We start from the raw sequence: 25,662 nt of genomic DNA on the forward strand, positions 1-25,662 counted from the left end.
GTGGCAAGGATCAAACACGCATTAGAGCATCGAACACCGCCTTTGTGGGCATCGGCGTGGGCGCGGCCCGGACGGGTGTCAGCGGCGGGCGAGGCGCAGGGTGAGCTGGAGGAATTCGTCCCAGAGGTCGCCGGAGACCAGGCCCTTGATCATGCGGTCGATGCGCGCGGCATGCATCAGCGCGGCGCGCAGCGTGCCGGTGGACAGCCTCGGCAGGGCGCGCCCGAGCGCCTGCTTGCGACGCTCGTCGAACACCCGTTCGGCCTTGAACAGCGCAGGCAGGGGCTGGCCGGCGTCGTGCCCGGCCTTGAGGCTGGCCAGCGTACGGATCTCGTTGGCCAGCGCCCACAGCACCAGCGGCGGTGCGGCGCCTTCGCCGGCGAGGCCTTCGATCAGGCGCACGCAGCGCGCCGGGTCGCCTTCCAGCGCGGCCTGGCGCAGCTTGTCGATGTCGTAGCGGGCGACGTTCAGCACCGCGTCCTGCACCTGGTCCAGTGTCAGCCGCGCCTCGCCGTGCAGCAGGCCGAGCTTGCGGATCTCCTGGTGGGCGGCGAGCAGGTTGCCTTCGACATGCTCGGCGATGAACACCAGCGCATCGCGCTCGGCCGACTGCCCCTGGGCGGCGAGCCGCCCGGCAATCCAGTCGGGCAGGCGCTCGCGCTCCGGGGCGTTGAACTCCAGCGTGTTGCCGGCGCCGGCAAGTGCGGTGAACCAGGCGGTCTTGCGCGTCTGCCAGTCGAGTTCAGGAAGGGTGATCAGCGTCAGCGTGCCTTCGGGCAGGGCGCGTGCATAGCGCTGCAGGGCGTCGCCGCCGTCACGCCCGGGCTTGCCGGTGGGAATGCGCAGGTCGATCAGCTTGTTGCCGCCGAACAGCGACAGATTGCCCGCGGCCAGGGCCAGCGCCTCCCAGCGGAAGCCCTGGCCGACCACCAGGGTTTCGCGCTCGTCGAAGCCCTGCTGGCGGGCGGCGCTGCGGATGGCGTCGGCGGCTTCGAGGACCAGCAGCGGCTCGTTGCCGTGCAGCAGCCACAGCGGCGCAAGCGGGCGGGAAAGCTGGCCGGCGAGCTGGTCCGGACGGAGGTTCACTTGCGCACGGCGGCCAGCCGGCGCATCAGCTGGCGCACGATCTCGTTTTGCATGTCGGCGAGCAGCAGGCCCTCCTCCTGCTCCTTGGCGAGGATGCGCTCGTCCTGGAAGGTGTAGTCGCGCTGGGCGGTGAGCAGGGTGGGCGGGATCAGCACCGCACCGTCACGGTCGACCAGCTGGAAGGCAAACTCGCGGGTGAGCTGGTATTCGCGCACCTTGCCTGCGCCGGTGAGGCTGAGAATCTCGCGTGCGAAGGTGTCGCGCAGGATCTGCAGGCGCACGTCGGCCTGGGCCGGATCGCCGACCACCTCGGTGGAGCCGGAGGTGCGGACCTGGCGGGCGAGCTGGGCGCCCAGGCCGGTGTTCTCGCTGGTGCCCAGGTAGATGGTGGCGAACGCCAGCGGCTGCGGGCCGCGCAGGCGGAAGCCGCAGCCGGCGAGCAAGTGGCTGGCGGCCAGGGCGCCAGCGGCAGTGAGCAGGTGGCGGCGGGAAAGTTGTGTCATCGCTTCGGCCTCAGACCACGATATTGACCAGGCGGCCGGGTACTACGACGACCTTCTTCGGCGGCTTGCCTTCCATGAACTTCTGCGCGGCCTCGCAGGCCAGCGCGGCCGCCTCGATGTCGCCCTTGGGCGCGTCGGCGGCCACCTTGATGCTGCCGCGCAGCTTGCCGTTGACCTGCACGACCAGTTCGATCTCGTCCTGCTGCAGGGCGGCTTCCAGCGGCTCCGGCCAGGGTGCGGCGAGGATGTCGGCACCGAAGCCGCAGTCCTGCCACAGCGCGTGGCAGATGTGCGGGGTGATCGGCGACAGCAGGCGCAGCAGGATGGCGAGGCCTTCCTCGGCCATTTCGGCGTGGGCGGGTGCGTCTTCACGCGGAGCCTTCTCCAGCGCGTTGAGGATCTTCATCGCCGCCGAGACCACGGTGTTGAACTGGTGCTTGCCGAAGTCGTAGTTGGCCTGCTTGAGATGGGTGTGGATCTCGCGGCGCACGTCGGCAAGCTGAGCCGGCAGCTTGCCGGCGGGCAGCGCGCGGGTCGCGGGCAGCGCGGCGCGCATCTCGCCGGCGAAGGCGTGGCCGAAGTTCCACACCCGGCGCAGGAAGCGCGAGGCGCCTTCGACGCCGGAGTCGGACCATTCCAGTTGCTGGTCGGGCGGTGAGGCGAAGATGATGAACAGGCGCGCGGTGTCGGCGCCGTACTGGTCCACCAGGGCCTGCGGGTCCACGCCGTTGTTCTTCGACTTGGACATCTTCTCGGTGCCGCCGATGACCACCGGCTGGCCGTCGGCCGCGAGCTTGGCCGCGACAATACGGCCCTTGTCGTCACGTTCGATCTGGACGTCGGCCGGGTTGATCCACAGCTTCTTGCCGCCTTCGGCGTCGCGGTAATAGGTCTCGGCCACCACCATGCCCTGGGTGAGCAGGTTGGTGAAGGGTTCGGAGACATCCACCAGGCCTTCGTCGCGCATCGCGCGAGTGAAGAAGCGCGAGTACAGCAGGTGCAGGATGGCGTGCTCGATGCCGCCGATGTACTGGTCGACCGGCGCCCAGTAATTGACCCGGTTGTCGACCATCGCGCTGGCGTTGTCGGCGCAGGCATAGCGCAGGAAGTACCAGGACGACTCCACGAAGGTGTCCATGGTGTCGGTCTCGCGCCGCGCCGGCTTGCCGCACTTGGGGCAAGTGCATTCGTAGAACGAGGCCATCTTGGCGAGCGGGGAGCCGCGGCCGGTGATCTCGACGTTCTCCGGCAGCACCACCGGCAGCTGGTCGTCCGGCACAGGCACGTCGCCGCAGGACTCGCAGTGGATCATCGGGATCGGGCAGCCCCAGTAGCGCTGGCGCGAGATGCCCCAGTCGCGCAGGCGGTACTGGGTGCGCTTGGCACCGAGGTTCTTGGCGGCGAGGTCGGCGGCGATCGCGTCGACCGCGTCCTGGAAGTGCAGGCCGTCGTACTTGCCCGAGTTCACCAGCTTGCCGTGTTCGGCGTAGGCGTCGCTCCACGGCGCCACGGTGTTCTCGTAGGCGTCATGCGTGGAACGCACGACCATCTTGATCGGCAGCTTGTACTTGGTGGCGAAGGCAAAGTCGCGCTCGTCGTGCGCCGGCACTGCCATCACCGCGCCCTCGCCGTAGCCCATCAGCACGTAGTTGGCGACCCACACTGCCATGTACTCGCCGGTGAGCGGATGCACCACGCGCAGGCCGGTGGGCATGCCCTTCTTTTCCATGGTGGCGAGGTCGGCCTCGGCCACGCCGCCGTGCTTGCATTCTTCGATGAAGGCGGCCAGTTCCGGATTGTTCGCCGCGGCCTTGGTGGCCAGCGGGTGTTCAGCGGCCACCGCCACGTAGGTGGCGCCCATCAGCGTGTCGGCGCGGGTGGTGAACACCTTGAGCACGCCGGACTCGCCAATGGTGGACAGATCGTAGGGGAAGTGCACCTCCACGCCCTCGGAGCGGCCGATCCAGTTCTTCTGCATCAGCTTGACCTGCTCTGGCCAGCCCGGGAGGCTGTCCAGCGCTTCGAGCAACTCGTCGGCGTAGGCGGTGATCTTCATGTAGTACATGGGGATCTCGCGCTTTTCCACCAGCGCGCCGGAGCGCCAGCCGCGCCCGTCGATGACCTGCTCGTTGGCGAGCACGGTCTCGTCCACCGGGTCCCAGTTCACCGTGCCGAGCTTCTTGTAGATCAGGCCCTTCTCATACAGGCGGGTGAACAGCCACTGCTCCCAGCGGTAGTACTCCGGGGTGCAGGTGGCCAGCTCGCGCGACCAGTCGATGGCGAAGCCCAGGCGCTTGAGCTGCCCCTTCATGTAGTCGATGTTGGCGTAGGTCCATTGCGCCGGCGGCACGTTGTTCTGGATCGCGGCGTTTTCCGCCGGCATGCCGAAGGCGTCCCAACCCATGGGCTGCAGCACGTTGTAGCCCTTCATGCGGTGATAGCGGGCCAGCACGTCGCCGATGGTGTAGTTGCGCACGTGGCCCATGTGCAGCTTGCCCGACGGGTAGGGGAACATCGACAGGCAGTAGTACTTGGGGCGGCTGGCGTCCTCGGTGACCTGGAAGGCCTGGGTGCTGTCCCAGTGCTGCTGGGCGGCGGCTTCGACCGCGGCGGGCTGGTATTTGTCCTGCATGAGGGGCTCTGAGGTTCGGCGCGAAAATAACGCGCAAGTATAGCGCGAAGGCGGGGTGCCACGTAGCCGCGGCGGGCCGCCTGCGGCCTGGCGGCCGGCAGCCGTGATGTGCAAAAAAAAGCGGCACCCGGCTTGCGCCGGATGCCGAACTCCTGTTGAAGGAGAGGAGGGAGACGGTGGGCCGGGCAGTCTGCCCGGCGTCGCAGGGCGGTCAGGCCGCCTTGCGGAAGATGTCCAGATTGCGCTGCCAGTTGGCTGCGATGGCGGAGAACACGTCTTCCATGGCGATCAAGGGCAGGCGCCACATGCGGTTCTGGCTGCGTACCAGCGGGGTGACGCGCGGCGCGCAGAAGGTGGCCTGCTCTTCGGCGAGGAGATGCTGGAAGTGGGTCATTGCCGCGCCCCAGTACTCGGGGTTGCCCACCCAGCCGGTCTCGGCGGTGGCTTCGCGCACGGCCCGGCGCCACAGCACTTCGGCGCGCTCGTCGGATACGCCTGCCTTGCGTGCGTACCAGGGAAGTAGTTTCGGTGTCTTCATGTCGAGATTCTCCTTGGGCCGGATGGCGGCCTCCTGCACCTGCCGGGCCTTGTGGGCCGAGACCGGCGCGAACTGCTCATGTGTGCGCTGCAGCGCTCTTTCAGGTTACTGATTTATGGTCGATTACGACGATTACAAGTGCTTCCGAACTCAAAAAATGCTGCTACGCACAACTGCAAAATAGTGCAGTCGGCGGATTGCTGCAAGCGGTTTGTTGTTGCAATGCAACAATTCCTCCGTCCGCAGCCTTGGCGGCGCTGCGGCGGAGCTGGCGGTTAGAATTGCGGCACACAAGGAAGCCCTCGATGTCCGACCTGCTCGCCAATCTCAACACCGAACAACACCAAGCCGTCACCCTGCCGCCGCAGCACGCGCTGATCCTCGCCGGCGCCGGCTCGGGCAAGACCCGCGTGCTGACCACCCGCATCGCCTGGCTGATCAGCTCGGGGCAGTGCGACCCGGCCGGCATCCTCGCGGTGACCTTCACCAACAAGGCCGCCAAGGAGATGCTCGCCCGCTTGTCGGCGATGCTGCCGATCAGCACCCGCGGCATGTGGATCGGCACCTTTCACGGCCTGTGCAACCGCCTGCTGCGCGCCCATCACCGCGACGCCGGCCTGCCGCAGCTGTTCCAGATCCTCGACTCGGCCGACCAGCTCGCCGCCATCAAGCGCCTGCTGAAGACGTTCAACGTCGACGACGAGAAGTTCCCGCCCCGCGAGCTGCAGCACTTCATCAACGCCCAGAAGGAAGCCGGCCTGCGGCCCGACGCGGTCGAGGCCTGGGACGACTACACCCGGCGCCGGGTGGAGCTTTACCGCGAGTATGAGACACAGTGCCAGCGCGAGTCAGTTGTGGATTTTGCGGAGTTGCTGCTGCGCACCTACGAGTTGCTGGAGCGCAACGAGCCGGTGCGCCGCCACTACCAGCGCCGCTTCCGCCACATCCTGGTCGATGAGTTCCAGGACACCAACCGCCTGCAGTACCGCTGGCTGAAGCTGCTCGCAGCGGGCGATGCGGCCAGCGGCACGCCGGGCGCGTGCCTGTTCTGCGTGGGCGACGACGACCAGTCCATCTACCGCTTCCGCGGCGCGGAAGTGGGCAACATGCGCGACTTCGAGCGCGAATTCCAGGTTGCCAACGTGATCCGCCTGGAGCAGAACTACCGCTCGCATGGCAACATCCTGGACGCGGCCAACGCGATCATCCGCCACAACAGCGGGCGCCTGGGCAAGAACCTGTGGACCGAGCAGGGCGCTGGCGAGCCGATCCGGGTGTTCGAGGCCTTCGGCGACAGCGACGAGGCGCGCTGGATCGTCGAGGAAGTGCAGCAACTGGTGCGCGAGGGCGCATTGCGCTCGGACATCGCCCTGCTGTACCGCTCCAACGCCCAGTCGCGGGTGCTGGAGCATGCGCTGTTCTCCGCCGGCATCCCCTACCGGGTGTATGGGGGCTTGCGCTTCTTCGAGCGCCAGGAGATCAAGCACGCGCTCGCCTACCTGCGCCTGATCGCCAACGCCGACGACGACACTGCCTTCGCGCGGGTGGTGAACTTCCCCACCCGCGGCATCGGCGCGCGCTCGCTGGAGGCGCTGCAGGAGGCCGCCCGCACGTACAACACCAGCCTCTATGCCACGGTGCCGCACCTGGCCGGCAAGCCGGGCACGGTGCTCGCGCAGTTCGTGCGGCTCATCGAGGACCTGCGCCGCGACACCGCCCGCCTGCCTTTGCCGGAGCTGGTCGACCACGTGCTCGACAGCTCCGGCCTGCGCGCGCACTACAAGGCCGAGAAGGAGGGCCGCGAGCGCCTGGAGAACCTGGACGAGTTGATCGCCGCTGCGGCCAACTTCGTCGCCGAATCGCAGGCCGACGCCGGGGCGCTGGGCGCCGATCATGCGCTGCTGGCGGACTTCCTCGCGCACGCCTCGCTGGAGGCGGGCGAGCATCAGGCCGACCAGGGCATGGACGCGGTGCAGCTGATGACCGTGCATGCGGCCAAGGGCCTGGAGTTCGACGCGGTTTTCCTCTCCGGTCTGGAAGAGGGCCTCTTCCCGCACGAGAACGCCATCCTCGAGGCCGAGGGGCTGGAGGAGGAGCGCCGGTTGATGTACGTGGCGGTGACCCGCGCGCGCCAGCGCCTGTATCTCTCCTTCGCGCAGAGCCGCATGCTGCATGGGCAGACGCGCTACAACCTGCGCTCGCGCTTCCTGGAGGAGATCCCCGAGCCGCTCACCCGCTGGATCACCCCGCCCAAACCGCGCGGCAGCGCAGCGACCGGCTTCGGCGGCTACTACGAGCCGCCGCGCGGCGCTTTCTCGTCGCGTCCTGCCGCGCCCCCCGCGCCGGTGCCGCCGCGCAAGAATACCGGCGGCCTGCAGGTGGGCCAGTTGGTCAGTCACGCGCGCTTCGGCAAGGGCGTCATCATCGCCGCCGAAGGCAGCGGCGCGGATGCGCGGGTACAGATCAACTTCGGAGATGCCGGCATCAAGTGGCTGTTGCTCGGCGTGGCCAAGCTGGAACCCTGCAACTGACGAGGCTGTAGGAGCGGCCTTGGCCGCGATGCGGTGTCCGTTATCGCCCTGCCCGCATCGCGGCCAAGGCCGCTCCTACACGGGTCAGGCGCCGTACTTGCGCGCCAGCTTGTCGTGCAGGTCGAGGAATTCCTGCGACAGCTTGTGGCGCGGGTCGAGGTGGATCATCGGCCGCGCCTGCTCGTGCGATTCCTTGATCTTCACCGAGGCCGACAGGTAGGGGTCGAGCACCGGCAGGCCCTCGGCCACCAACTCATCGACCACCTTGCGCGGCAGGCTGGCGCGCGGCTGGAACTGGTTCACCACGATGCCTTCCACGTTCAGCTCGCGGTTGTGGTCGGCCTTGATCTCCTCCACGTTCTCCAGCAGCGAATACAGTGCGCGGCGCGAGAAGTCGTCGCAGTCGAAGGGAATCAGGCAGGCATTGGCGGCGATCAGCGCCGATCGGGTGTAGAAGTTGAGCGCCGGCGGGGTGTCGATCCACACGCAGTCGTAGTCTTCGGCCAGCTCGTCGAGTGCGTCGCGCAGCTTGTAGATCTTGTAGCGCGACTCCAGCTTGCCCTGTAGTTCCTCGAGCTGCGGATGCGAGGGCATCACGTGCAGGCCTTCGAAGGGCGAGGCGACGATGAACTCCTCGGTGCCCTTGGGGTTGAGCTTGAAGTTCAGCGTCTGGTCGAAGAAATCCGCCAGCGTGGTGTCGAGCTCGGTGCCGTCGCTGCCCAACAGGTACTGGGTCGAGTTGCCCTGCGGGTCGAGGTCAACCACCAGCGTGCGCAGACCCTTGTGCGCGCCGATGGCCGCCAGGTTGCAGGTGATGGTGGACTTGCCCACGCCGCCCTTCTGATTGAATACCACGCGTCGCATCGTCTTCCTCCCGTATGGCTGGCGTGATTATGCCCATAAAGGACGGGGTCTGTGCGGGCGTTTTGCGCGTTGCAGCATGCGCGGCGGCCTTGTTCAGCGCCAGATTTCGCGGGTGCGGATCACCGCCGGGTTGCCGCGATACAGACCCCAGGAGGCGCGTCCGCGCGGGTCGTCGTCGTGCGCGCCGTCGCCGTTCCAGTCGTAGCGCAGCCAGGGCAGGCCGGCGGCGCCGAGCAGCGCGCTGAGGTCCGCAAAGCCGGCATTGCCGGCGCCCGGCGCGGACAGGCCGAGCTGGAGCAGGCCGGCGCCGAACGTGCCTGTCCCGCTCAGGGTGGTGCTGCCGCCGCCGATGGCGATGTCGCCGTCGGTCTGGCCGGCCTGCAGGTTGTTGTCCAGGCGCAGCAGCGAAACCGCCCCGAACGCCGTGCAGCTGTCGTCCGCATTGAGCACGAAACGGCTGCCGTCGAACTGCTCGGCGCGCAGCGGCAGCGTCACGCCCTCGGTTTCAAGGTGCTGGTGGCGGCGTTCGACCGCCAGCCGGCCCCAGCGCAACTGGGTGCCGCCGATGTCCGCCAGCCTGAAGCCTTCGCAGCTTCCGTCGGCGTCGGGGTCGTGGCAGGCGCCGTCGCCGTCGGTCAGGTCGGCGGCGGCGAGGTCCAGATGGACGCGGGCGTCGAAGGGCGCCTCGGGGCCGAGCGGCTTGCCGTAGTTGAGCTGTACGCCGGTGAGGGTGGCCTGTCCGGCGCCGTCATAGTCGCCGGTGCCGGCCCAGCCCACCGTGCCTGCCGCGTCCACGCCCAGGGTGGCGGCCGTGCCGGCGGCCGCGTTCTCGTGGCTGCGGCCGGCAAGGCTGGAAGCCAGCCGCCAGAAGGGGCCGCCGTAGTTGCTGGTCACGCCGCCGGCTGCGTTCAGGCCGGTGACGGTGACCTGCGGATCGACCAGGAAACCGAAGGGCTGGCCCAGGTAGCTGAAGCCGCCGGCCGCGCAGGCGTGGTCGAACAGCGGGGTGTTCCCGGCGACGGCCAGTCGCGCCGGGATGAAGCGGCCGAGTGGCGCCGATTCGCCGCCCGCCACGGTTTCGCCGAAATAGGCCCCGGCGGGCGGTGTGGCGGTGAAGCGGAACACGCCGACCTCGGAGATCGACTGCGCCAACGTACGTTCGCCCGCGTCCGCGGCACCCAAGGCCATCGTGGCGGTCCCGACGCTGCCAGGGCTGCCTGCGGCCGGGGCGATGAGCGTGGCGTCGAGGGCGAGGCCGCTCTGGCGGTAGTTGGGCGTGGTCGGATTGCCGGTGCACAGGTCGGCGTCGGCGTCCGACTGCCAGGCCACGGCGCGGACCTCCAGGTCGAAGTCGGTGCCGGCTGCGACGAAGGCGCTGCAAGTGTGGTCGGCCGCCGCGCAAGCCGCCGCGGGGGCCGGGCTTTCCACGCACAGGCCGGCCGGCTTGACCACGAAGCCGTCGCTGCCGTTCAGCGTCAGGCCCGCGTCCTCATTGGCCGCCGTTCCCTGGTAGCGGGCGTACAGGCTCATCAGGCCGGCGTCGTCGTAGCGTACGCTAATGGTCGCATCGGCGTTGCCATCGAATTCGAGCGGCAGGTTGGTCCAGCCCGATCCGTTGCTCACCGCGTTGCCGTCCACATGCACCCGCGCGCTGCCGCTGCCAGGGTCGTCGTAGGTGCTGCGGAAGCCCACGGTGCGGGTGCCGGTCATCCCCGGCGCGCAGCTGTCCGGGTTGGCGGGGTCGGTCCGGCGGGCGCTGATCACCACGTCGGCCGGCTTGCCGGCGATCAGCGTCGGCACGTCGAACACCAGCCCGCTGGCGGCGAAGCTAAGGCTGCAGTTGCCCTCCACGCCGTTGCGGAAGCAGCGGGTGACGTTGGCCGCCGCGGGGGTGGCGGAGGCGATGCCGAGCGTGGCCGTGCCGGTGCTGTTGCGGCGTAGCTGGAAGTCGGCGCTGCCGCCGCTGAAGGACTTGGCGTTGCTGCCGCCCAGCCAGTACTGCCCGCCGCTGTTCGCCGGCTGCAGGCTGAGGTCCACGCTGCCGGTGTAGGGCGTGCTGCAGTCGTTGTTCGCGCAGGCCTGGATGGTCACCGTTTCCGGCGCGCAGGTCAGCCCCGCGCCGTCGTGCAGGATGCGGAAATGGTGAACCTGCGGTTCCAGCGGTTCCATGCGCAGCGCGCAGACCTCGAGGTTGTCGATCTCGTGATTGTCGTTGCTGCCGCCGGTCGAACCGGTCAGGGTGAGCAGCAGGTTCTCCGGCACCGCGGCCTGGCCGGCGCTGCTCAGCACGTCGACCGGGCCGATCAGGGTCTGGAAGCCGCTGCCACTGTCGCGTTCGATGGTCACCCAGGACTGTCCCGCGACCTGGCTGTCCACCGTGACGCGGTAGCGGTGGCCGACGTTGTTGCGAACGGTGGGCGAGAGGGTGGTCGTGCCGGAAAGATAGGCGTATCCGTTCGGACCGCTGCCTGAACCGCGCAGAGCGATGGAGTTGGTGCGGCGCCCGGGGCCGCCGCTGCGCCCTTCGGTGGGGTTCGAGTAGTTGCCGTAGCTGTCCAGTCCCATGCCCAGCCAGCCGCCGGAGAAGCCGTCGATGCCGTGGCCGTTGGCATAGCCCAGCGAGCCGCCGTAGGCGCCGGGCGATGGCGTGGTCGAGGCATCGGAGAGCACCACCGCAATGCCGTCGGCCCCGCTGCCGCCGTAGGCGTAGTAGTCGAACTCGAGGGTCACCCGATTGCTCCCGGAGGGGAAGAGCCGCTGGAAGGTCGCCGCGGTGGCGACATTGCCGCTGGTGTTGGTCAGGCGCAGACGGCCATTGACGATGCGCGGGTTGCCAAAGCTGCCGCTGCGGTTGGTGACCGACCAGTCGTCGCCGAGCTCGCTGCGGCCGAAACCGTCGGAGACGCATTGGAGGGCCTGCGGACACTCGCGCTCCGAGCCGTCGAGGTTCTTGCCGGCGGCCTGCTTGGCGTGGATGTCGGCGACCTGGCCCGCATCGAGGACGCGGTCGAAGACCAGCACTTCGTCGAGATCGCCAACCAGATGGGCGGCGGACTCGCTGGCGTTGGTGTTCTCGATCCGCCCTATGCTCGAAAACGGCGTGTTGACCTGCCCGGAACCGGTGGTGCCGCTGCGATCCAGGCTGCCGTCGATGTAGATGGTGTAGGCGCCCGACGAGGCGCTGCGGGTGAGCACGACGTGGCGCCACTGGCCATTGTTGATCGCCACTGTCGACCTGGCGTTGTTGTCGTTGCCTTTCGAGATGCCGATCCGCCCGGAGGCGTCCAGCCAGCCCCAGAAGATGTCGTTGGTGCCGCCGCTTTGCTCTACCCCTGCGACGCCGGGGGCGGCCCAGTTGGTGTTGTTGCCGGTTTGCGTGGTCCGGATCCAGAAGCTCAGGCTGGCGGTGCCGGACAGCACGGAAGAGAGATTGCTCACCTGGACGTGGCTGCTGCCGTCGAAGTGCCCCGCGCGGCAGATCGCGCCCGGCTCGGTGGTCCCGGCGCCGTTGATCGCGCTGCCGTGGCGGGCGTTGCCGCTGCTGTCGGCCACCTCGCCTACCGCGCCGCTCCATGCCGGTTCGTCCATGGCATAGGCGGCGACCGGGGCGGGCAGGGCCGACGCGTTGCAGCGGGGATGGTCAGGGATGCAGATGCCGACGACCCCACTGCTGTTGTCGATCGTCAGGCTGCCGGCCCAGCCACCGGCGGTGACGTTGCCGACCACCGAGGTGCTGGTCGTGAGCGTGATCGTGTTGCTGCTGGCGGTGATGTCGCCCTGGATCGTCCCGCCCGAGATCGAGATCGAGTTGCTGTTGCTGCTGATGTTGCCGGTGATGTCGGTGCCGGTGGCGCTGACCGTGCAGCAGTTCGAGTGTACGTTGCCGCTTACCGTCCCGCCGTTGAGGGTGATGCTGCCGGTGTTCGCGGTGATGTTGCCGCCGACGGTGGCGTTGGTCGTGCTGACGCCGTTGCTGGCGCTCACCGCACCGCTCACCGAGGAGTTGACCAGGCTGGACGGGCCGTTGGTGGTGACCGTGCCGTCCAGGGTCGTGCCGTTCAGGTTGATCGCGCCCCAGCCTGTGGAGCGCAGGTCGCCATACAAGGTGTTGTCGCTGCCGTCGACCTGGATCGCCCCCCACTGGGTCTGCACATCGAGCCTGTCGCCTGCGCTGCCCAGGGTATTGCTGCCCTGAAGCGTGATGCCGCCATGGACGATCAGGGTGAGATCCGAATTCGGCGAGATGCTGTCCCCGGCGCCGAGGGTGATGCTGCCGCTGCAGGTCCGGGTGCTGCCCGAGGCGGACCAGCTGCCGCCGTTGCAGGTGGGGTAGTTGCCGGGGTTGCCGGGGTTGCCGTTCAGGACGTAGTTGGCGGCATGCGCCGGAAGTGCGACGCACAAGGCCAGCAGCAGTGCCCGAATGGCGCTGCGCCCGAGGCGCCGGCTGGATGCGGGCAGGTTCAAGGAGCGCTCGGTCATGGTGTGATCCACAGGGTCATGGTCGCTTCCCGGGTGGCCGCGCCGGCAGGCGAGGCGCTCGCTGCGGTGGCCACGCTGGCGATGCGGAACACGTTCAGTTGGTCGTCGCCCTCGGTCACCAGGCTGCTGCTGCAGGTCACGTTGACGTCGAAACCGGCGAAGCTGAGCGTGCCGGTACAGGGCTGGCCGTTCGTCGCCCGGTGCCGACCCCACTCCAGTCCGGCCCGCGCGGCGTACCAGGCCTGGCGGCCCTCCTGTGCCATCAGCGTGCCCAGGTGCTGGGTGGCGCCCAGTTGCACGATCACCGCACCCAGGCCGGCCAGCACGACCAGGATGAAGACTACCGCGATGATGGAGAAACCGCGCTGCCGTCTCATGGGGCGTTCACCACCTGGGCCTGGTATAGCAGGTTGACGGTTTCGCCGTCGGCGGTGAGGCCCAGGCGCAGGGTGACCAGGCCGTTGCGCACATGGTCGCCGGGCTGGTAGCTGAACTGGCACAGCGTTGCGCCTTCGGCCAGCAGGGCGCCGTGGGCGGTGCCGAAGGCGGTGGATTGCGCGGCGCCGTAGCCGTAGCCGGTGTGGCGGCGCAGCTGGCCGCCGGCGCAGAAATAGCTCACCGGGCCGCTGGCCGGCACCACGTCGAAGCGCTGGGCGTCGAGCGAGGGAAAGGCGAACAGCGTGGCGGCGCTCAGCGTCATCGTTCCGCCGGCGAAAGCGGCGATGGTCGCGCGGTTGTCGCCGATGTAGGCGTTGGCGGCCGGCCCTGTGGCGGTGGCGTTGTAGATCACCAACTGGTCGCCGGCCGCCGCGCCTGCGGCGAGCCCGCCGAGTACGTCGAAGCTGCTGTCGGCGGTGGCGAAATCCAGCGGATCGGAGGCGGGGTCGGCCGGGTCGGGCAGCGCGCGGTAGCGGCCGCCATCGCTGGTGGGGATGAATTCCAGGTAGCTGCCCCCGCCGGCGATGCGCACGCTGTTGGGCAGCGCCATGCGCAGCTCGCGCACCATGCGGGTGAGCGCCAGGTCGGCCTCGGCCACCAGTCCGGCGCGGCGCGCCTGGTCTTCGAAGGCGCGGAAGGGTTGCAGCAGGATGCCGGCGGTGAGCCCGCCGAGGATACCGAGGATGATGATCACCACCACCAGCTCGACCAGCGTGAAGCCGCGCTGGGTGGCGGTCGGTGCGGGGTGGTGGCGGGTCACAGCGGCGGCTCCGTCAGTCCTCGGCACGGAAGCCGGCAAGTTCACTGCGCGCGCCTTCGCCGCTGGCGACCACGGTGATGCGACAGCCCGGCACGCCGGCGAGGGAGTCGCTGGCCACCGTCACCTGTACGCGGTAGCCGCCGAGGCCGGCGAGCGGGTTCCCCGACACGTCGACGGGCGGCTGGTCGTCCACGCCGTCGTAGTCGGCGACGAAAGCCCATTCGCCGCGCACCGTGCCGCCGGGGCTCGCGCCCGGACAGCGCATGCCCATGATCTCTTCCAGGTAGCCTTCGGCGAGCGCGATGGCCTGCTGCTGCAGCATCGGGTCGGCGCTCCTGGACACGGTGTTGTTGAAGGCGGCGAGGATGCCGACCAGCCCGGCCGACAATACGACGATGACGACGATGAGTTCGATCAGCGTGAAGCCGCGGGAAGGGGAGCGTTCAGCGCACATGGCCGGTCTCCGCTTCCACGGTGATGGTGCGCGAACCGATGGCGATGAGCGCGCCGGCGCCCGGGCGGCCGAGGCCGTCGAAGGACAGCGTGGCGCTGCCCACGGTGACACCCGCCGGCGCCTGCCCCCGCCCCCTGCCGGAACCGTCCCAGGGACGGCCGCTGCCGGGATTGAGCAGGTAGGTGCCGCCGCTCGCCGGGCAGGCTGCGGCAGTGCAGATGCGGTAGGCGCCGCCGCCGAACACCGCGGTCACCGCGGCATTGCGCGCTACCGCGACTTGGCGCGCGTAGCGCAGCGCCGCGGCGGCTTCCTCGGCGTAGCCGTACTCGTCGAAGTCGCCGGTGTTCAGGCGCGGGACCGCCACCACGGCGAGGATGCCAAGCAGCAGGATGACGATGACGAGTTCGATGAGGGTGAAGCCGCGGGAGAGGCGGATGTCTCCCCGCGGCGGATGCAGTCCTGGTCCGGATGAAGCGCAGCGGAATCCGGGGCACGGCTCTGGTAGTCCAGAGGCCGAGCCCGGATTGCGACGCCATTCATCCGGGCTACGCATCGTCTGGTCAAGTACCTGCGCGAATACCCTGGAACGTTGCGGTATTCGTGGTGCTGGTCTGAGTAACCGTGCAGTTCGCAGTATCGCCATTGTTGGCGCCGATAGCGCCCGCCGTAAGCGTATAACCAGACGGCACCCCTCCCTGCATGACACTGCCGACATCGTCGCAGTTATCCACTGCCACGCACTTGTTCGCTTCAGGGGTGTGGCCCTTAACGGCGCAACCCGCGTAGTTGATGCTCATGGCGGAGTTCATTGCTCCCACTACACCTTGTAGGGCGGCAGCCTCCGCCTCGTCGGACAGATCTACGAACTTCGGCACCGCCACTGCAGCCAGAATGCCGAGAATGACGATGACGACCACGAGTTCGATCAGGGTGAAGCCTTGTTGCTGTTTCATGCTGGATGCTCCGGTATGGATGGTGGAAGGGTTCAGCAGCCGCTGGTGTCGCGGGTGATGGTCGGGCGTCCGCCGGCGCCGGCCGGGGCGGCGTAGGCGACGCTGCAGGTGGCGATGCCGTCGAGCTGGGCGGTGCCGCCGGCAAAGGTCCAGCGGCTGGGCAGGTCGTCGAACAGCGGACGCAGGCTGTTCTCGGCAGCGGCGGGGTAACCGTACACGGTATTGACGCCTTCCCCGCCAACGTCGCAGACAGCGTTGTTCTGGGCGGCGTTGGTGGCACCGGAGGCGAGGTTCACGCAGGCGGCGTTGTCGGTGTGCAGGCCGGCGGCGGCCATCTTGGCGAACACCAGGTTGGCGCCCGAGCGCACGGTGGAATAGTAGGAATCCACCACCGCGATGCGCGCCTCGCGCTGCAGCGAGATGAACTTGGGGATCGCCACGGCGGCGAGGATGCCGAGGATGACGATGACGATGACCAGTTCGATGAGCGTGAAGCCGGATTGGCGGGCCTGGTGCGGCATGCTGAATACCCCTTTTGCAGTATTGATATTGGCCGAGTATAGCCCAGCCGGTCGGGCTGGTCGGGCGTGAAATATGTCACGGTCGTGACCTGTTTGCCGTTTCATCGGCGGCTCGCGAGCTGGGTGAGGTCCCACATCGGCAGGAAGATGCCGAGCGCGAGCACCAGCACCATGATGCCGACCACCACGGTGAGTACCGGCTCGATGATGCTGCTGAGGTTGGCGATGTCGTACTCGACTTCGCGGTCGTAGAAGTCGGCCACCTCCAGCATCATGGTATCGAGCTGGCCGGTTTCCTCGCCCACGGCGATCATCTGCAGCACCACCGGGGTGAACACCCGTGCGGAGGCTGCGGTGCGCAGCAGGGTGTCGCCGCGCTCCACACCGTTGCGCATGGAGAGGATCTTTTCGGCCACGTACATGTTGCCGCTGGCGCGGGCCACGCCGGCCAGCGCCTGGGTGATGGGCACGCCGGCGGTCATCGCCACACCCATGGCGCGGGTGAAGCGCGCCAGCGTGGCGCGCAGCAGCACGTCGCCGAGCTTGGGGATGCGCAGCAGGGTGCGATCCCAGGTCAGCCGCCCGGTTTCGGTGGCGGTCCAGCGGCGGAAGGCGACCACCGCGGCGGCGATGGCGGCGAGCACCAGCGGCCAGTAGTCGCGCGCGAACTGGGAGACCGCGAGGATGATGCGGGTGGCCAGCGGCAGCTGCATGTTCACGCTGGCGAACACGTCGGCGAAGGTGGGAATGACCAGCACGGTGAGCACGCCGATGGCCACGCCGATGGCGATGATCACGAACATCGGGTAGCGCATCGCGGCCTTCACGCGGTCGATCACCACCTTGTCGCGCTGCAGGTAGTCGTACATGCTGTGGAAGGCGGTCTCGATCTGGCCGGTCATCTCGCCCACCCGCAGGATGCTGACGTACAGGGTGCCGAAGATGTCGGCGTGGCGGGCGAAGGCGGCGGAGATCTCGCGCCCGCCCTCGAGGTCGCGCGAGATCTCGCGCAGCACCTCGGCGAAGCGCGGGTTGGGGGTGGATTCGGCCAGGCGGGCGAGGCCCTGGATGATGGGCACGCCGGCCTTGGTGATGCTGTACATCTGGCGGCTGAAGAGGATCAGGTCGTCGAGCCGGATCTTGGGCTCGAACAGCGCGGCCAGCGACTTGCGTTCGCCGCCGCCACTGCGTTCCTCGGCGATCTCCAGCGGGCTCGCGCCGCTGTCCAGCAACTGGGCGGCGGCGGCCTGCTCGGAGTCGGCTTGCAGCCGGCCCTCGCGCAACTGGCCGTCGGCATCGCGGACGCGGTAGCGGTAGGTGTTCATCGCGGACGGGGCGTGGGGTCAGGTCGCGGCATGCGGGATCACTCGGTGGCTTCGGCGGCGGCGGGGAGCGGCTCGATGTCGTCGGGATCGATCTCGCCGCCGATGCGCACCACTTCTTCCAGCGTGGTCAGGCCGCGGGCGGCGAGCTCCAGCGCGTTCTGCGCCAGGGTGCGGAAGCCGGGCTTGGCGAGTGCTTCGCGGTGGAAGGCGCTGGCGTCGGAGCGGCGCAGCGCGTCGGCCAGGTTGTCGTCGATTTCCAGCAGTTCGAACACGCCCATGCGACCCTTGTAGCCGGTGTTGTTGCACTGCATGCAGCCGGCGCCGCGGCGGAAGCCGTTGCTGCCTTCCGGCAGGTCGAGCTCGGGCATGCTGCGCAGCCAGGCGCGTTCGTGGGCATCCGGCGCGTGCGGTTCGGCGCAGTTGGGGCAGATGCGGCGCACCAGGCGCTGGGCGAGCACGGCGTCGAGCGAAGTGGCCACCAGGTAGCCGGGGGCGCCCATGTCGATCAGGCGGTTGGCGGTGCTGACCGCGTCGTTGGTGTGCAGGGTGGACAGCACCAGGTGGCCGGTCATGGCGGCGCGCAGGCCGATCTCGGCGGTTTCCTGGTCGCGCATCTCGCCGATCAGGATCACGTCCGGGTCCTGGCGCAGCGCGGTGCGCAGTACGCCGGCAAAGGTCAGGTTGATCTTGAAGTTGACCTGCACCTGGTTGATGCGCGGCAGGCGGTACTCCACCGGGTCTTCGATGGTGATGATCTTCTTGCCCGGTTCGTTGAGTTCGGACAGCGCCGAGTACAGCGTGGAGGTCTTGCCGCTGCCGGTGGGACCGGTGACCAGCACCATGCCGTGCGGCTTGTGGATGGCGCGGCGAAAGCGCCGCACCATGTCCGCCGGCATGCCGATGCGCTCCAGGCCGAGGATGCCCTGCGACTGGTCGAGCAGGCGCATCACCACCGATTCGCCGTGGATGGTGGGCATGGTGGACAGGCGCACGTCGATGCTGCGCTCGCGCACGCGGATGTTGAAGCGGCCGTCCTGCGGCAGGCGGCGCTCGGAGATGTTGAGGCCGGCCATCAGCTTGAGGCGCGAGACCAGGGCGCCGGCGATGCGGCGCTCCTTCATGACCTGCTCCTGCAGCACGCCGTCGATGCGCTGGCGGATGCGCAGCACGGTCTCGTCCGGTTCGATGTGGATGTCCGAGGCGCCGACCTGCACCGCGTCCTCGAACAGGGTCTGCAGCAGGCGCACCACCGGCGCGTCGGCGACGTCGGCGCCCTGCGCGAGGCGGGCGAGGTCGATGTCGGTGTCGGCCAGCTCTTCGCCGAGCTGCTCGGCGATCGAGCTGATCTCGTCGGTGCGGCGGAACACGGTGTCGAAGGCGGCCAGCAGGTCGGACTCGCGTACCACCGCGACCTGGATCGGGCGCTGCAGGATACGGGCGATCTCGTCCTGCGCGAAGATGTCGGTGGGGTCGGCCTGGCCGACCAGGAAGCCGCCGCCCTTGTCGTCGAGCACGATGGCGCGGAAGCGCCGCGACAGGGTCTCCGGCAGGCGACGCACCAGCTCCGGGCGGAACTGGAACTGGCGCAGATCCACGTAGGGCATCTGCAGCTGGCGGGAGAGGAAGTCGAGCAGGGCCTGGTCGTCGATGTAGCCGAGGTCGACCAGGCTGCGGCCGAGGCGCTGGCCGGTTTTCTTCTGTTCGGCCAGGGCGGTTTCCAGCTGCTGCTGGCTGATCATGCCGTTCTCGACCAGCAGGTCGCCCAGGCGGATGCGTTTGCGGCCGGCGGCGGGGGCGTCGTTCATCTCATTCTCCGTGGCCGCCGAGGGCGGCGAGCCGCTTGCGGGCATGCTGCGCGAGCGGCGCATCGAGCGGGCCTGCGGCCAGCGCGGCTTCCCAGGCGGCGCGGGCTTCGGCGGGTTGTGCGAGGGCTTCCAGCGATACCGCCAGACCGGCCCAGGTGGTACCGCGCTGCTGGCCGCCGGCCAGCGCGCGCCGGTAGTTGGCGACGGCGTCGGCATGGCGGCCGGCGCGCTGCTGCAGGGTGGCCAGCACGGCCAGCTGCTCGGCGGACAGGCGCTCGGCGGGCAGGGCTTCGATCAGCTGCAGGGCGCCGGCGGTGTCTCCGCCCTGGGCGTGCAGGCGGGCCAGCAGGACGGCCGGGGCCGGCTCGCCCGCGGCGCCGGCAACGAGCTTGCGCAGCAGGGCTTCGAGTTCGGCACGCCGCTCCTGCCGCAGCAGCAGTGCCGCAAGCACATTGACCGACTGGGCGTGGCCGGGGTCGAGCTCGAGCGCGCGTCGCAGGCCGCGCTCGGCCAGATCCGTCTGCCCGCGGTCCAGCGCCCGCAGGGCCTGGCTGAGATGATCGCCGGCGCTTTCCGCCGCCGGCGCGCTGATCTGCGGCCGGGCGGCGGGGGCGGGCGCGGCCTGTGGTTCGGCGGGGGGCTCGGCCGGTGCGATGGCTGTCGCGACGGTCGCTGCGGCCGGCGTGGCTTCGGCCGCAGGGGAGCTACCGGCGGGCGCGCCGGCGGTGGTGAACTCCGCGCTGATCCAGCCCGTGGTGCCGTCGACGGTGCGCACCTGCAGGTAGCCGCGCGACTCGCCGAGCAGCTGCAGCGTGCTGCGTGCGCTCAGCACATGCAGCACGGGATGTTCGGTGCCGGGGCCGCTGCGCAGGTTGACGCGCTTGCCGGGCAGCACCTCCACGCTCTGCGGGGCAGGCGCCGGGGCCTCGGCTGCGGGTGGCGGGGCTTCCTGCGGCGCGGCCGGTTCGGCTGCGGGCTGGGCGCTGGCGGGCGGCAAGGTGCTTGCGGCTGCAGCGAGGTTCTCAACCCGCGCTGGCGGTGCCGGCGGTTCGACAGCCGGTGTGTCCTGGGCAGCCTGGCCGGTGGCCGCCCTCTCCGCCGCGGCTGCAGGGGGTGCCGGCGTTGCGGGGGCGCGGGCGGCGGGCTGGGCCATCTGCGCCGGTTCCGGCACCGGCCGCGCCGGCTGTCCCGCCTGGCCGTACAGCAGGAAAGCGGCGAGCGTGGCCAGCACCGCCGTCACCGAGAGCAGCAGCACCCAGCTGGGCGGCCAGCGGCGGGCGCGTAGCGGCGGCACGGTGACGGTGTCGTCGAGTGCCGTCGGCTTGAGCTCGTGGCCGATGCTGCGGCGGTCGATGTCGCGCAGCATGTCGTTGATCAGGCTCATGCCAGCCCCACTGCGAGGATGACGGCCGCGAGCGCGCCGCCGAGGTGGAAGAAGCCGAAGCGGGGCAGGGGCGTGGCGTCCTCGGTGTCGGCCACCGCGCGGCGCACATGGCGGGTATCGACCGTGGCGGCGCCTTCACCGTAGGCGGCGAGCAGGGCCTTGTGCGCGAGGACGTTCACCAGCCGGGCGATGCCGCGGCTGCCGCGATGCAGCGCACGCAGTGCGGCGGGGCGGAACAGGGTGGCGGCGCGGGGGCTGCCGGCCACGTGCAGGCGGTGGGCGACGTAGTTACGCACGCCATCCAGGTCGAGGGGCTGCAGGCGGTAGGAGAAGCCGATGCGGCTGCGCAGCTGGCGCAGGCCGTCGCCGGCCAGGCGCTGGTCGAGCTCCGGCTGGCCGAACAGGATCACGGTCATCAGCTTGTGTTTCTCGGTTTCCAGGTTGCTCAGCAGGCGCAGGGCCTCGAGCGTGTGGTCGGGCATGGCCTGGGCTTCGTCCAGGCACACCACCACCCGGCCGCCGCGCGCGGCGATGCCGATCAGGCGGTCGTGAATGATCTTGAGCTGGCCGTACTGGCCGAGTTCGCGCGGCGCCGAGATGCCGAGCTCGGCGGCGAGCGCCTCGCGCAGCGCGTCGGGCTCGAGCTGGGCGTTGGGCAGCCAGGCGGTGACCAGGCGGTCGCCACCCGCGGCCAGCAGCTTGCGGCACAACAGGGTCTTGCCGGTGCCCACTTCGCCGGTGATCTTGATGAAGCCCTCGCCCGCGCCGAGCGCCACGCGCAACACGTTGAGCGCTTCCTGGTGTGCCCGCCAGGCGTAGAAGTAGCCGGTGTCGGGAGTGAGCCGGAAGGGCGCTTCGCGCAGGCCGAAGTGTTGCTCGTACATGGGGCTCAGCGCGGCGGGATGCCACCCGGCGAAAGCAGGCCGTCGATGCGCCCGGTGGCGCCGGCGAGATCGTCCTGCCAGGAGCGGTTGTCGTCCACCACGATGGGCTTGAGCAGGATCACCAGTTCGGTCTTGCGCCGGGTCTTCTGGGTATGGCGGAACAGGTGGCCGACCACCGGCAGGTCGCCCAGCACCGGCAGACCGGCCTGGCCGTCGCGCTGGGAGTCCTGCATCAGCCCGCCGATGACGATGATCTGGCCGTTTTTCGCGCGCACGATGCTGTCGGATTCGCGCATGGTGCTGAAAGCCAAAGGCAGGGTCTGTTGCTGGCCGAACACAGTGAGCGTCTTGGTCTGGTCGACCACTTCGCTGACCGCCGGGCGCACATGCAGGATGATGTCACCACTGGCGTCGATCTGCGGGGTGACGTCGAGCGCGATGCCGGAGAAGAAGGGGGTGAGCTCGATCTCCGGCGAGGTGGTGGTGGTGGTGCCGGTGGTGGTGTTGTTGCTGGAGATGCGGGTAACGAAGAACTCGTCCGAACCCACCTTGATCACCGCCTTCTGGTTGTTCATGGTGGCGATGCGCGGACTGGACAGCACCTGAACATCTCCCTGAGTCTTGAGCAACTCTATGAAGGCGCCGAAATCACGCAGTTGCAGGGCGACGGAGAAGATTCCGCCAAAGGCATTGGCGTCGAGCCCGTTACCCTGCGTGAATGGCGAGAACGCTCCAGTTTCGTCGAGCATGCCGAGCAAGGTGTTGTTGCTCGGCTGGCTCGTTCCGCTGTAGCCAGGCCCTTGCCCCACCAGGATGCTGCCGTCCTTGCCGGCTTTCAGACCGGCCCAGTTGATGCCGGTCTGAAAGCCGTCGGAGAGCTCGACTTCGAGGATCTTCGCTTCCAGCAGCACCTGGCGGGTGACACTGTCCTGCAGCGATTGCAGGAAGAACTCCACTTCGCGCAGTTCGGCCGGCATGCCGCGTACCAGCACCAGGCCGGTGTGCGGATTGACCACCACCGCACGCCCGGCGGAGCCTTCGCCACCGCCTTCGACGCCGACGATCAGGCGCAGCGACTGTTCGAGCTCGGTCCAGAAGCGGCTGCTCGAGGTGGTCTCGATCTGGCTGCTGGCCGGATTGGACGACTCGCGCCCCGCGCTGCCGTTGCTGCCGCTGCCGGTGTCGTCGTCGCCGCCGCGCAACTGGCCGGAGCTGACCCGGGTCTCGGTGCGGCCGTCGCGCTTCAGGTTGATGTAGTTCACGTTGAACATGCGCGACTGCAGGGCGGCCGGGAACACCTGCCAGCCGGCGCTGCTGCGGCGCACGTCGTAGCCATAGACGTCGCGCACCGCGGTGAGCACCTCGGGCACGCTGACATTGCGCAGGCTGAGTGTGAGCGTGCCGTCGACCGCCGGATGGACGACGATGTTCTCGGCGCTGTCGTGCAGCAGCGACATGAAGAAGGTGCGGGCATCCACGTCCCGCACGTCGATGTCGAAGCGGCGCTCCGGCGCCTTGGGGATGTCGATCGCCACTGGCGGCAGCAGGGCGGCGGCCACCTCGGGCGGCAACGCGGCGTCCTGGGCGGCCGGGGCCTGGGCGGCGATCTCGCTGCGCAGTTGCGCGTAGGGCGAATCGGGGCCCTGTCCCGGGCGGGGGCTGGCGCAAGCGGCCAGGGCAAGGGCGAGGGCGGCGAGCGCCGGACGTGCGATGCAGGACTTCATGGCTGTGTTCCGTTGCGGCCCGCTGGCCGTTTGCTCATTCCCGGGGCGTCGAAGCGCAGGACCCGTTCGGTGTTGTCGTCGCCGCGCAGCGTGACCGAGGCGGCCTCGATGCGCACCACCACCGCATCGCCGACGCGCTCTCCACGGCGCACCGTGGTGCCGTCGATCACCGCGAAGCCGTCGTCCGGCCCCACGCGCGTGGCCTGCAGCCTGGCGGCCGCAAGCGGTGCGGCACCGTCAGCCGCGGACGGCGCCGCGATCTGGCCGGGAGGGGCCAGTGGGTCGGGAATCCCGGCTGCGCCGCTGGCTGCGGTGGCCGCGCCCGAGCAGGCGAACAGCAGGGCGAGGCGGGCAAGCATGTGCAGGTCAGACACCGATCCACTCCTTGTCCAGGCTCAGGGTGTGCAGGCGCAGGGTGAACGCCGCTTCGGGGTAATCCGTGCCGTCGATCGACAGCAGGTCCCAGTTGAGCAGCCAGGGCTGCTGCTCGACCGTGTGCAGGTAGGCGTTCAGCGCCGCGTAGCTGCCGCGCAGTTGCAGTTCCACGCCGCGTTTCCACACGCGCGCCGCGGGCTGGGGCGGGGCGTCGGTGTCGGCGTCGGCCTGCGCCGCGGTCTCGTCCGCGGGGCCGCCGTCCAGGGCGGCAGGCGGCAGGCTGCGCAGCGCCTGGAGGTGCAGCCCGCCGGTCTGCGTGACCAGGGCGCGCAGCACCTCGTGCATGCGGTCGGCCGGGATGAAACGGGAGACGGCCTCCGCCAGCCGGCCGTCGGCCTGGGCGATCGCTCCCTGCAGGGCGGCGATGCGCGCCTTGGCTTCCGCATCCGGGTCGGCGGCAAGTTCGGCCTGCAGGCCCGCCGCGCTGGCCTCCAGGCCGGCCACGCGGCTGCGGGCTTCGGTCAGGCGCGCCTGGTCGGTCTTGTAGGCCTGCCGGGCGGGTTCGATGAACAGCGCGTCGGCCAGCAGCACGATGACCGCGAGCGCGGCGGCGAGCAGCAGGGCCCGCTCGCGCAGCGAGCGCCGGTCGATGGCCGCGAGCAGCCGGGTCCAGGCCTTCTTCATTGGCGGGCGTCCTCCAGGCCGACGCAGGCGGCCGATGCCGCGGGGGCACCCAGGCAGCCGGCGGCGACGCGGAAGTCGATCCGGCGGGTGTCGTCGGGCGCACGGGCGAGGCTGAGCTCGCCGAAGGCCAGCCCTGCAAAGGCCGTCTCCTGGCCGAGCGACTCGATGTAGGTCGGCAGCAGGCCGGGCTCCAGGGCGCTGCCGACAAGCGCCAGGTCGCGCCCGCTGTTGGCGACCAGGATGCGGGTCAGCCACAGGCCTTCCGGGCGCTGGCGTCCCAGGCCTTCGACGAAGGCGGTCAGCGGAGTGGCCTGGCCACCGGCTGCGGCGCTGTCGGCGAGCCGGCGCAGGTGCATGAGCTGCACCTCGAGGCGACGGGCCTCGAGCGCCAGGCCGGGGTCCGGCTTGCGTGCGTCCAGACGGGCGGCGAGTTCGGCGACGCTGGTTTCGAGACTGCGGGTGTGCTGCGCCAGCTGCGCCAGCTCGGCACGCGGGGCGTTCAGGCGCAGGGTCATCCAGCCGGCGAGCGCCGCCATGCAGACCGCCGCCGCGACGATTGCCAGGACCACCTGGATGGCCGGCAACACCGGCTTGCGGTCGACCAGCGACTCGTCGAGGAGGTTGACCTCCTGGCGGACGGTGGTGTTCATGCGACCCCCAGGGCGCCGCCGAGGGCGAGCGGCATCGCTTCGGCCACCGTGTCGTTCTCGTCCAGGCCGCTGACCAGGTCGGCCGCGCCGACCAGGCGGGTGGCCAGGCCGAGCGCGCTGGTGATGTAGTCGACCAGGCGCTGCAGTTCGGCGCCGCGGCCGAGGACCAGCAGCTTCTTCACCGGCCCGTGGCCGAAGTGGCTGTCGTAGTAGTCCATGGTGCGCTGCGCTTCCAGGGCGATGCGGTCGTCCACGTCGGCGAGTCCGCCGAAGGTGCCGCCGCCCGCGGTGTAGCTCAGGGCGTCGAGGCCCTGGTCGAGCGCGCGGGCGAAATAGAACTTGTCGTCGCGGCAGATCTGCAGCGTGCCGCGTTGCGGACGCAGGTGCAGGACGGCGGTGGTCTCCAGGCTGCCGAGCGCCCGGCTGAGCAGGTTGCGCAGCGCGAATTCGGCAATGTCGATGCGCTGCAGGTCCAGCCCGGTGGCGTTGATCGTGGCGACCATGGGCTTGAGGCGGCTGGCCCGTGCGGCCACCACCTGCACCGGCTCGATGCGCTTCTGGCGCGCGGGCGGGGCTTCGAACACGTCGATCACCGCGTCGGCCGGGGAGTAGTCGATCAGGTCCTTGAGCCGCCAGCGCAGCGCCTGGCGCAGCTCCTCGGCGGGCACCTCGGGTCTGTCCAGCTGGTGGATGACGTAGTCGCCGTGGTCCAGCGTGAGCGCGGCCGGCACGCCCTGCAGGCGGTGCTCCGCCACCCAGGCCGCCAGCGTCCCGCTGCCGCCGTCCTTCGGTCCGTCGAAGCGGGCGAGCAGTCGCGGCGGTTCGCCGTCGCCGCGGCGGATGTGCACGGCGGTAACACTTTCGTCCGAGACGACGAGGCCGACCTGGCCGTCGGTCGACGCTTTGCCCCGCTTACCGAAACGCATGCCGAACAATCCGCGGACTCCCCCTGAATACTATGACGGACGACGTGATGCGCAAGGGTTTCCCCTGCGACCGGGAGGGATTATGCCACCCAATCCGGGGAGGGGAGTCGTTGCCGCCGGGCGGGGGCGCCGGATGCGCGAAAAGC

At 69.6% G+C, this 25,662-nt stretch carries 22 protein-coding genes; 1 reads left to right on the plus strand and 21 read right to left on the minus strand.

Features of this window, described 5'->3' with window-relative positions:
- Window positions 1–78: 78 nt before the first annotated feature.
- The 4 genes from holA to IAI53_RS17120 all read right to left on the minus strand — a co-directional run bounded on the left by holA (window position 79) and on the right by IAI53_RS17120 (window position 4,759).
- Window positions 79–1,086, minus strand: coding sequence for a DNA polymerase III subunit delta (gene holA, locus IAI53_RS17105; protein ID WP_187719340.1), 1,008 nt, complete (start codon window positions 1,084–1,086; stop codon window positions 79–81).
- Window positions 1,083–1,589, minus strand: a complete 507-nt coding sequence (locus tag IAI53_RS17110; protein ID WP_187719341.1) for an LPS-assembly lipoprotein LptE — start codon at window positions 1,587–1,589, stop codon at window positions 1,083–1,085. The genes holA and IAI53_RS17110 overlap by 4 nt, the downstream gene beginning before the upstream one ends.
- 10 nt (window positions 1,590–1,599) lie before the next feature.
- Entirely contained in the window at window positions 1,600–4,221 is a 2,622-nt protein-coding gene (gene leuS, locus IAI53_RS17115; RefSeq protein WP_187719342.1) for a leucine--tRNA ligase, read from the minus strand.
- Window positions 4,222–4,432: 211 nt separating this feature from the next.
- Window positions 4,433–4,759 carry a hypothetical protein gene (locus tag IAI53_RS17120; RefSeq protein WP_187719343.1) on the minus strand — a complete coding sequence of 109 codons (327 nt, stop codon included), beginning with the start codon at window positions 4,757–4,759 and terminating at the stop codon, window positions 4,433–4,435.
- A 305-nt stretch (window positions 4,760–5,064) separates the two neighbouring features.
- On the opposite strand from IAI53_RS17120, the gene IAI53_RS17125 reads away from it, so the two are divergent.
- Window positions 5,065–7,290, plus strand: a complete 2,226-nt coding sequence (locus IAI53_RS17125; RefSeq protein WP_187719344.1) for a UvrD-helicase domain-containing protein — start codon at window positions 5,065–5,067, stop codon at window positions 7,288–7,290.
- An 84-nt stretch (window positions 7,291–7,374) separates the two neighbouring features.
- Here IAI53_RS17125 and IAI53_RS17130 read toward each other — a convergent pair whose 3' ends face one another.
- From IAI53_RS17130 to IAI53_RS17210, 17 genes are all read right to left on the minus strand, one after another.
- Window positions 7,375–8,154, minus strand: a complete 780-nt coding sequence (locus IAI53_RS17130) for a ParA family protein (RefSeq protein WP_187719345.1) — start codon at window positions 8,152–8,154, stop codon at window positions 7,375–7,377.
- 93 nt (window positions 8,155–8,247) lie between these two features.
- The gene (locus tag IAI53_RS17135) at window positions 8,248–12,633 is read right to left on the minus strand and encodes a DUF6701 domain-containing protein (protein WP_187719346.1); all 4,386 of its coding nucleotides are present in this window, start codon (window positions 12,631–12,633) and stop codon (window positions 8,248–8,250) included.
- On the minus strand, window positions 12,630–13,010 hold the full coding sequence (locus IAI53_RS17140; protein WP_187719347.1) for a hypothetical protein: 381 nt from the start codon (window positions 13,008–13,010) through the stop codon (window positions 12,630–12,632). Before IAI53_RS17140 ends, IAI53_RS17135 begins: the two co-directional genes overlap by 4 nt.
- Window positions 13,007–13,831, minus strand: a complete 825-nt coding sequence (locus tag IAI53_RS17145) for a prepilin-type N-terminal cleavage/methylation domain-containing protein (RefSeq protein ID WP_187719348.1) — start codon at window positions 13,829–13,831, stop codon at window positions 13,007–13,009. The genes IAI53_RS17140 and IAI53_RS17145 overlap by 4 nt, the downstream gene beginning before the upstream one ends.
- A gap of 13 nt (window positions 13,832–13,844) precedes the next feature.
- Window positions 13,845–14,285 carry a type IV pilus modification PilV family protein gene (locus tag IAI53_RS17150; RefSeq protein WP_187719349.1) on the minus strand — a complete coding sequence of 147 codons (441 nt, stop codon included), beginning with the start codon at window positions 14,283–14,285 and terminating at the stop codon, window positions 13,845–13,847.
- Window positions 14,275–14,928, minus strand: coding sequence for a type II secretion system protein (locus IAI53_RS17155; protein WP_349771941.1), 654 nt, complete (start codon window positions 14,926–14,928; stop codon window positions 14,275–14,277). The genes IAI53_RS17150 and IAI53_RS17155 overlap by 11 nt, the downstream gene beginning before the upstream one ends.
- The gene (locus IAI53_RS17160) at window positions 14,846–15,238 is read right to left on the minus strand and encodes a prepilin-type N-terminal cleavage/methylation domain-containing protein (protein ID WP_187719351.1); all 393 of its coding nucleotides are present in this window, start codon (window positions 15,236–15,238) and stop codon (window positions 14,846–14,848) included. Before IAI53_RS17160 ends, IAI53_RS17155 begins: the two co-directional genes overlap by 83 nt.
- A 32-nt stretch (window positions 15,239–15,270) precedes the next feature.
- Window positions 15,271–15,759, minus strand: coding sequence for a prepilin-type N-terminal cleavage/methylation domain-containing protein (locus IAI53_RS18710; protein ID WP_187719352.1), 489 nt, complete (start codon window positions 15,757–15,759; stop codon window positions 15,271–15,273).
- 101 nt (window positions 15,760–15,860) lie between these two features.
- Complete coding sequence (locus IAI53_RS17170) at window positions 15,861–17,084, minus strand: type II secretion system F family protein (RefSeq protein WP_187719353.1); 1,224 nt, start codon at window positions 17,082–17,084, stop codon at window positions 15,861–15,863.
- Between the two features lie 38 nt (window positions 17,085–17,122).
- A complete protein-coding gene (locus IAI53_RS17175; protein ID WP_187719354.1) occupies window positions 17,123–18,889 on the minus strand; it encodes a GspE/PulE family protein in 1,767 nt (588 codons plus the stop codon).
- A gap of 1 nt (window position 18,890) precedes the next feature.
- Window positions 18,891–20,273 (minus strand): SH3 domain-containing protein, encoded by a 1,383-nt coding sequence (locus IAI53_RS17180; RefSeq protein ID WP_187719355.1) that lies wholly within the window; start codon window positions 20,271–20,273, stop codon window positions 18,891–18,893.
- Window positions 20,270–21,157: an ExeA family protein gene (locus IAI53_RS17185; RefSeq protein ID WP_187719356.1), complete on the minus strand. Its 888-nt coding sequence runs from the start codon at window positions 21,155–21,157 to the stop codon at window positions 20,270–20,272. The genes IAI53_RS17180 and IAI53_RS17185 overlap by 4 nt, the downstream gene beginning before the upstream one ends.
- Window positions 21,158–21,162: 5 nt before the next feature.
- The gene (mshL, locus tag IAI53_RS17190) at window positions 21,163–22,881 is read right to left on the minus strand and encodes a pilus (MSHA type) biogenesis protein MshL (RefSeq protein ID WP_187719357.1); all 1,719 of its coding nucleotides are present in this window, start codon (window positions 22,879–22,881) and stop codon (window positions 21,163–21,165) included.
- The gene (locus IAI53_RS17195) at window positions 22,878–23,255 is read right to left on the minus strand and encodes an MSHA biogenesis protein MshK (protein ID WP_187719358.1); all 378 of its coding nucleotides are present in this window, start codon (window positions 23,253–23,255) and stop codon (window positions 22,878–22,880) included. The genes mshL and IAI53_RS17195 overlap by 4 nt, the downstream gene beginning before the upstream one ends.
- Window positions 23,248–23,940 (minus strand): type II secretion system protein M, encoded by a 693-nt coding sequence (locus IAI53_RS17200; RefSeq protein WP_187719359.1) that lies wholly within the window; start codon window positions 23,938–23,940, stop codon window positions 23,248–23,250. Before IAI53_RS17200 ends, IAI53_RS17195 begins: the two co-directional genes overlap by 8 nt.
- Window positions 23,937–24,590: a hypothetical protein gene (locus tag IAI53_RS17205; RefSeq protein WP_187719360.1), complete on the minus strand. Its 654-nt coding sequence runs from the start codon at window positions 24,588–24,590 to the stop codon at window positions 23,937–23,939. Before IAI53_RS17205 ends, IAI53_RS17200 begins: the two co-directional genes overlap by 4 nt.
- Window positions 24,587–25,516, minus strand: a complete 930-nt coding sequence (locus tag IAI53_RS17210) for a type IV pilus biogenesis protein PilM (RefSeq protein ID WP_187719361.1) — start codon at window positions 25,514–25,516, stop codon at window positions 24,587–24,589. The genes IAI53_RS17205 and IAI53_RS17210 overlap by 4 nt, the downstream gene beginning before the upstream one ends.
- Window positions 25,517–25,662 lie beyond the last annotated feature (146 nt).

The organism is Thauera sedimentorum, from assembly GCF_014489115.1.
Taxonomy (GTDB): domain Bacteria; phylum Pseudomonadota; class Gammaproteobacteria; order Burkholderiales; family Rhodocyclaceae; genus Pseudothauera; species Pseudothauera sedimentorum.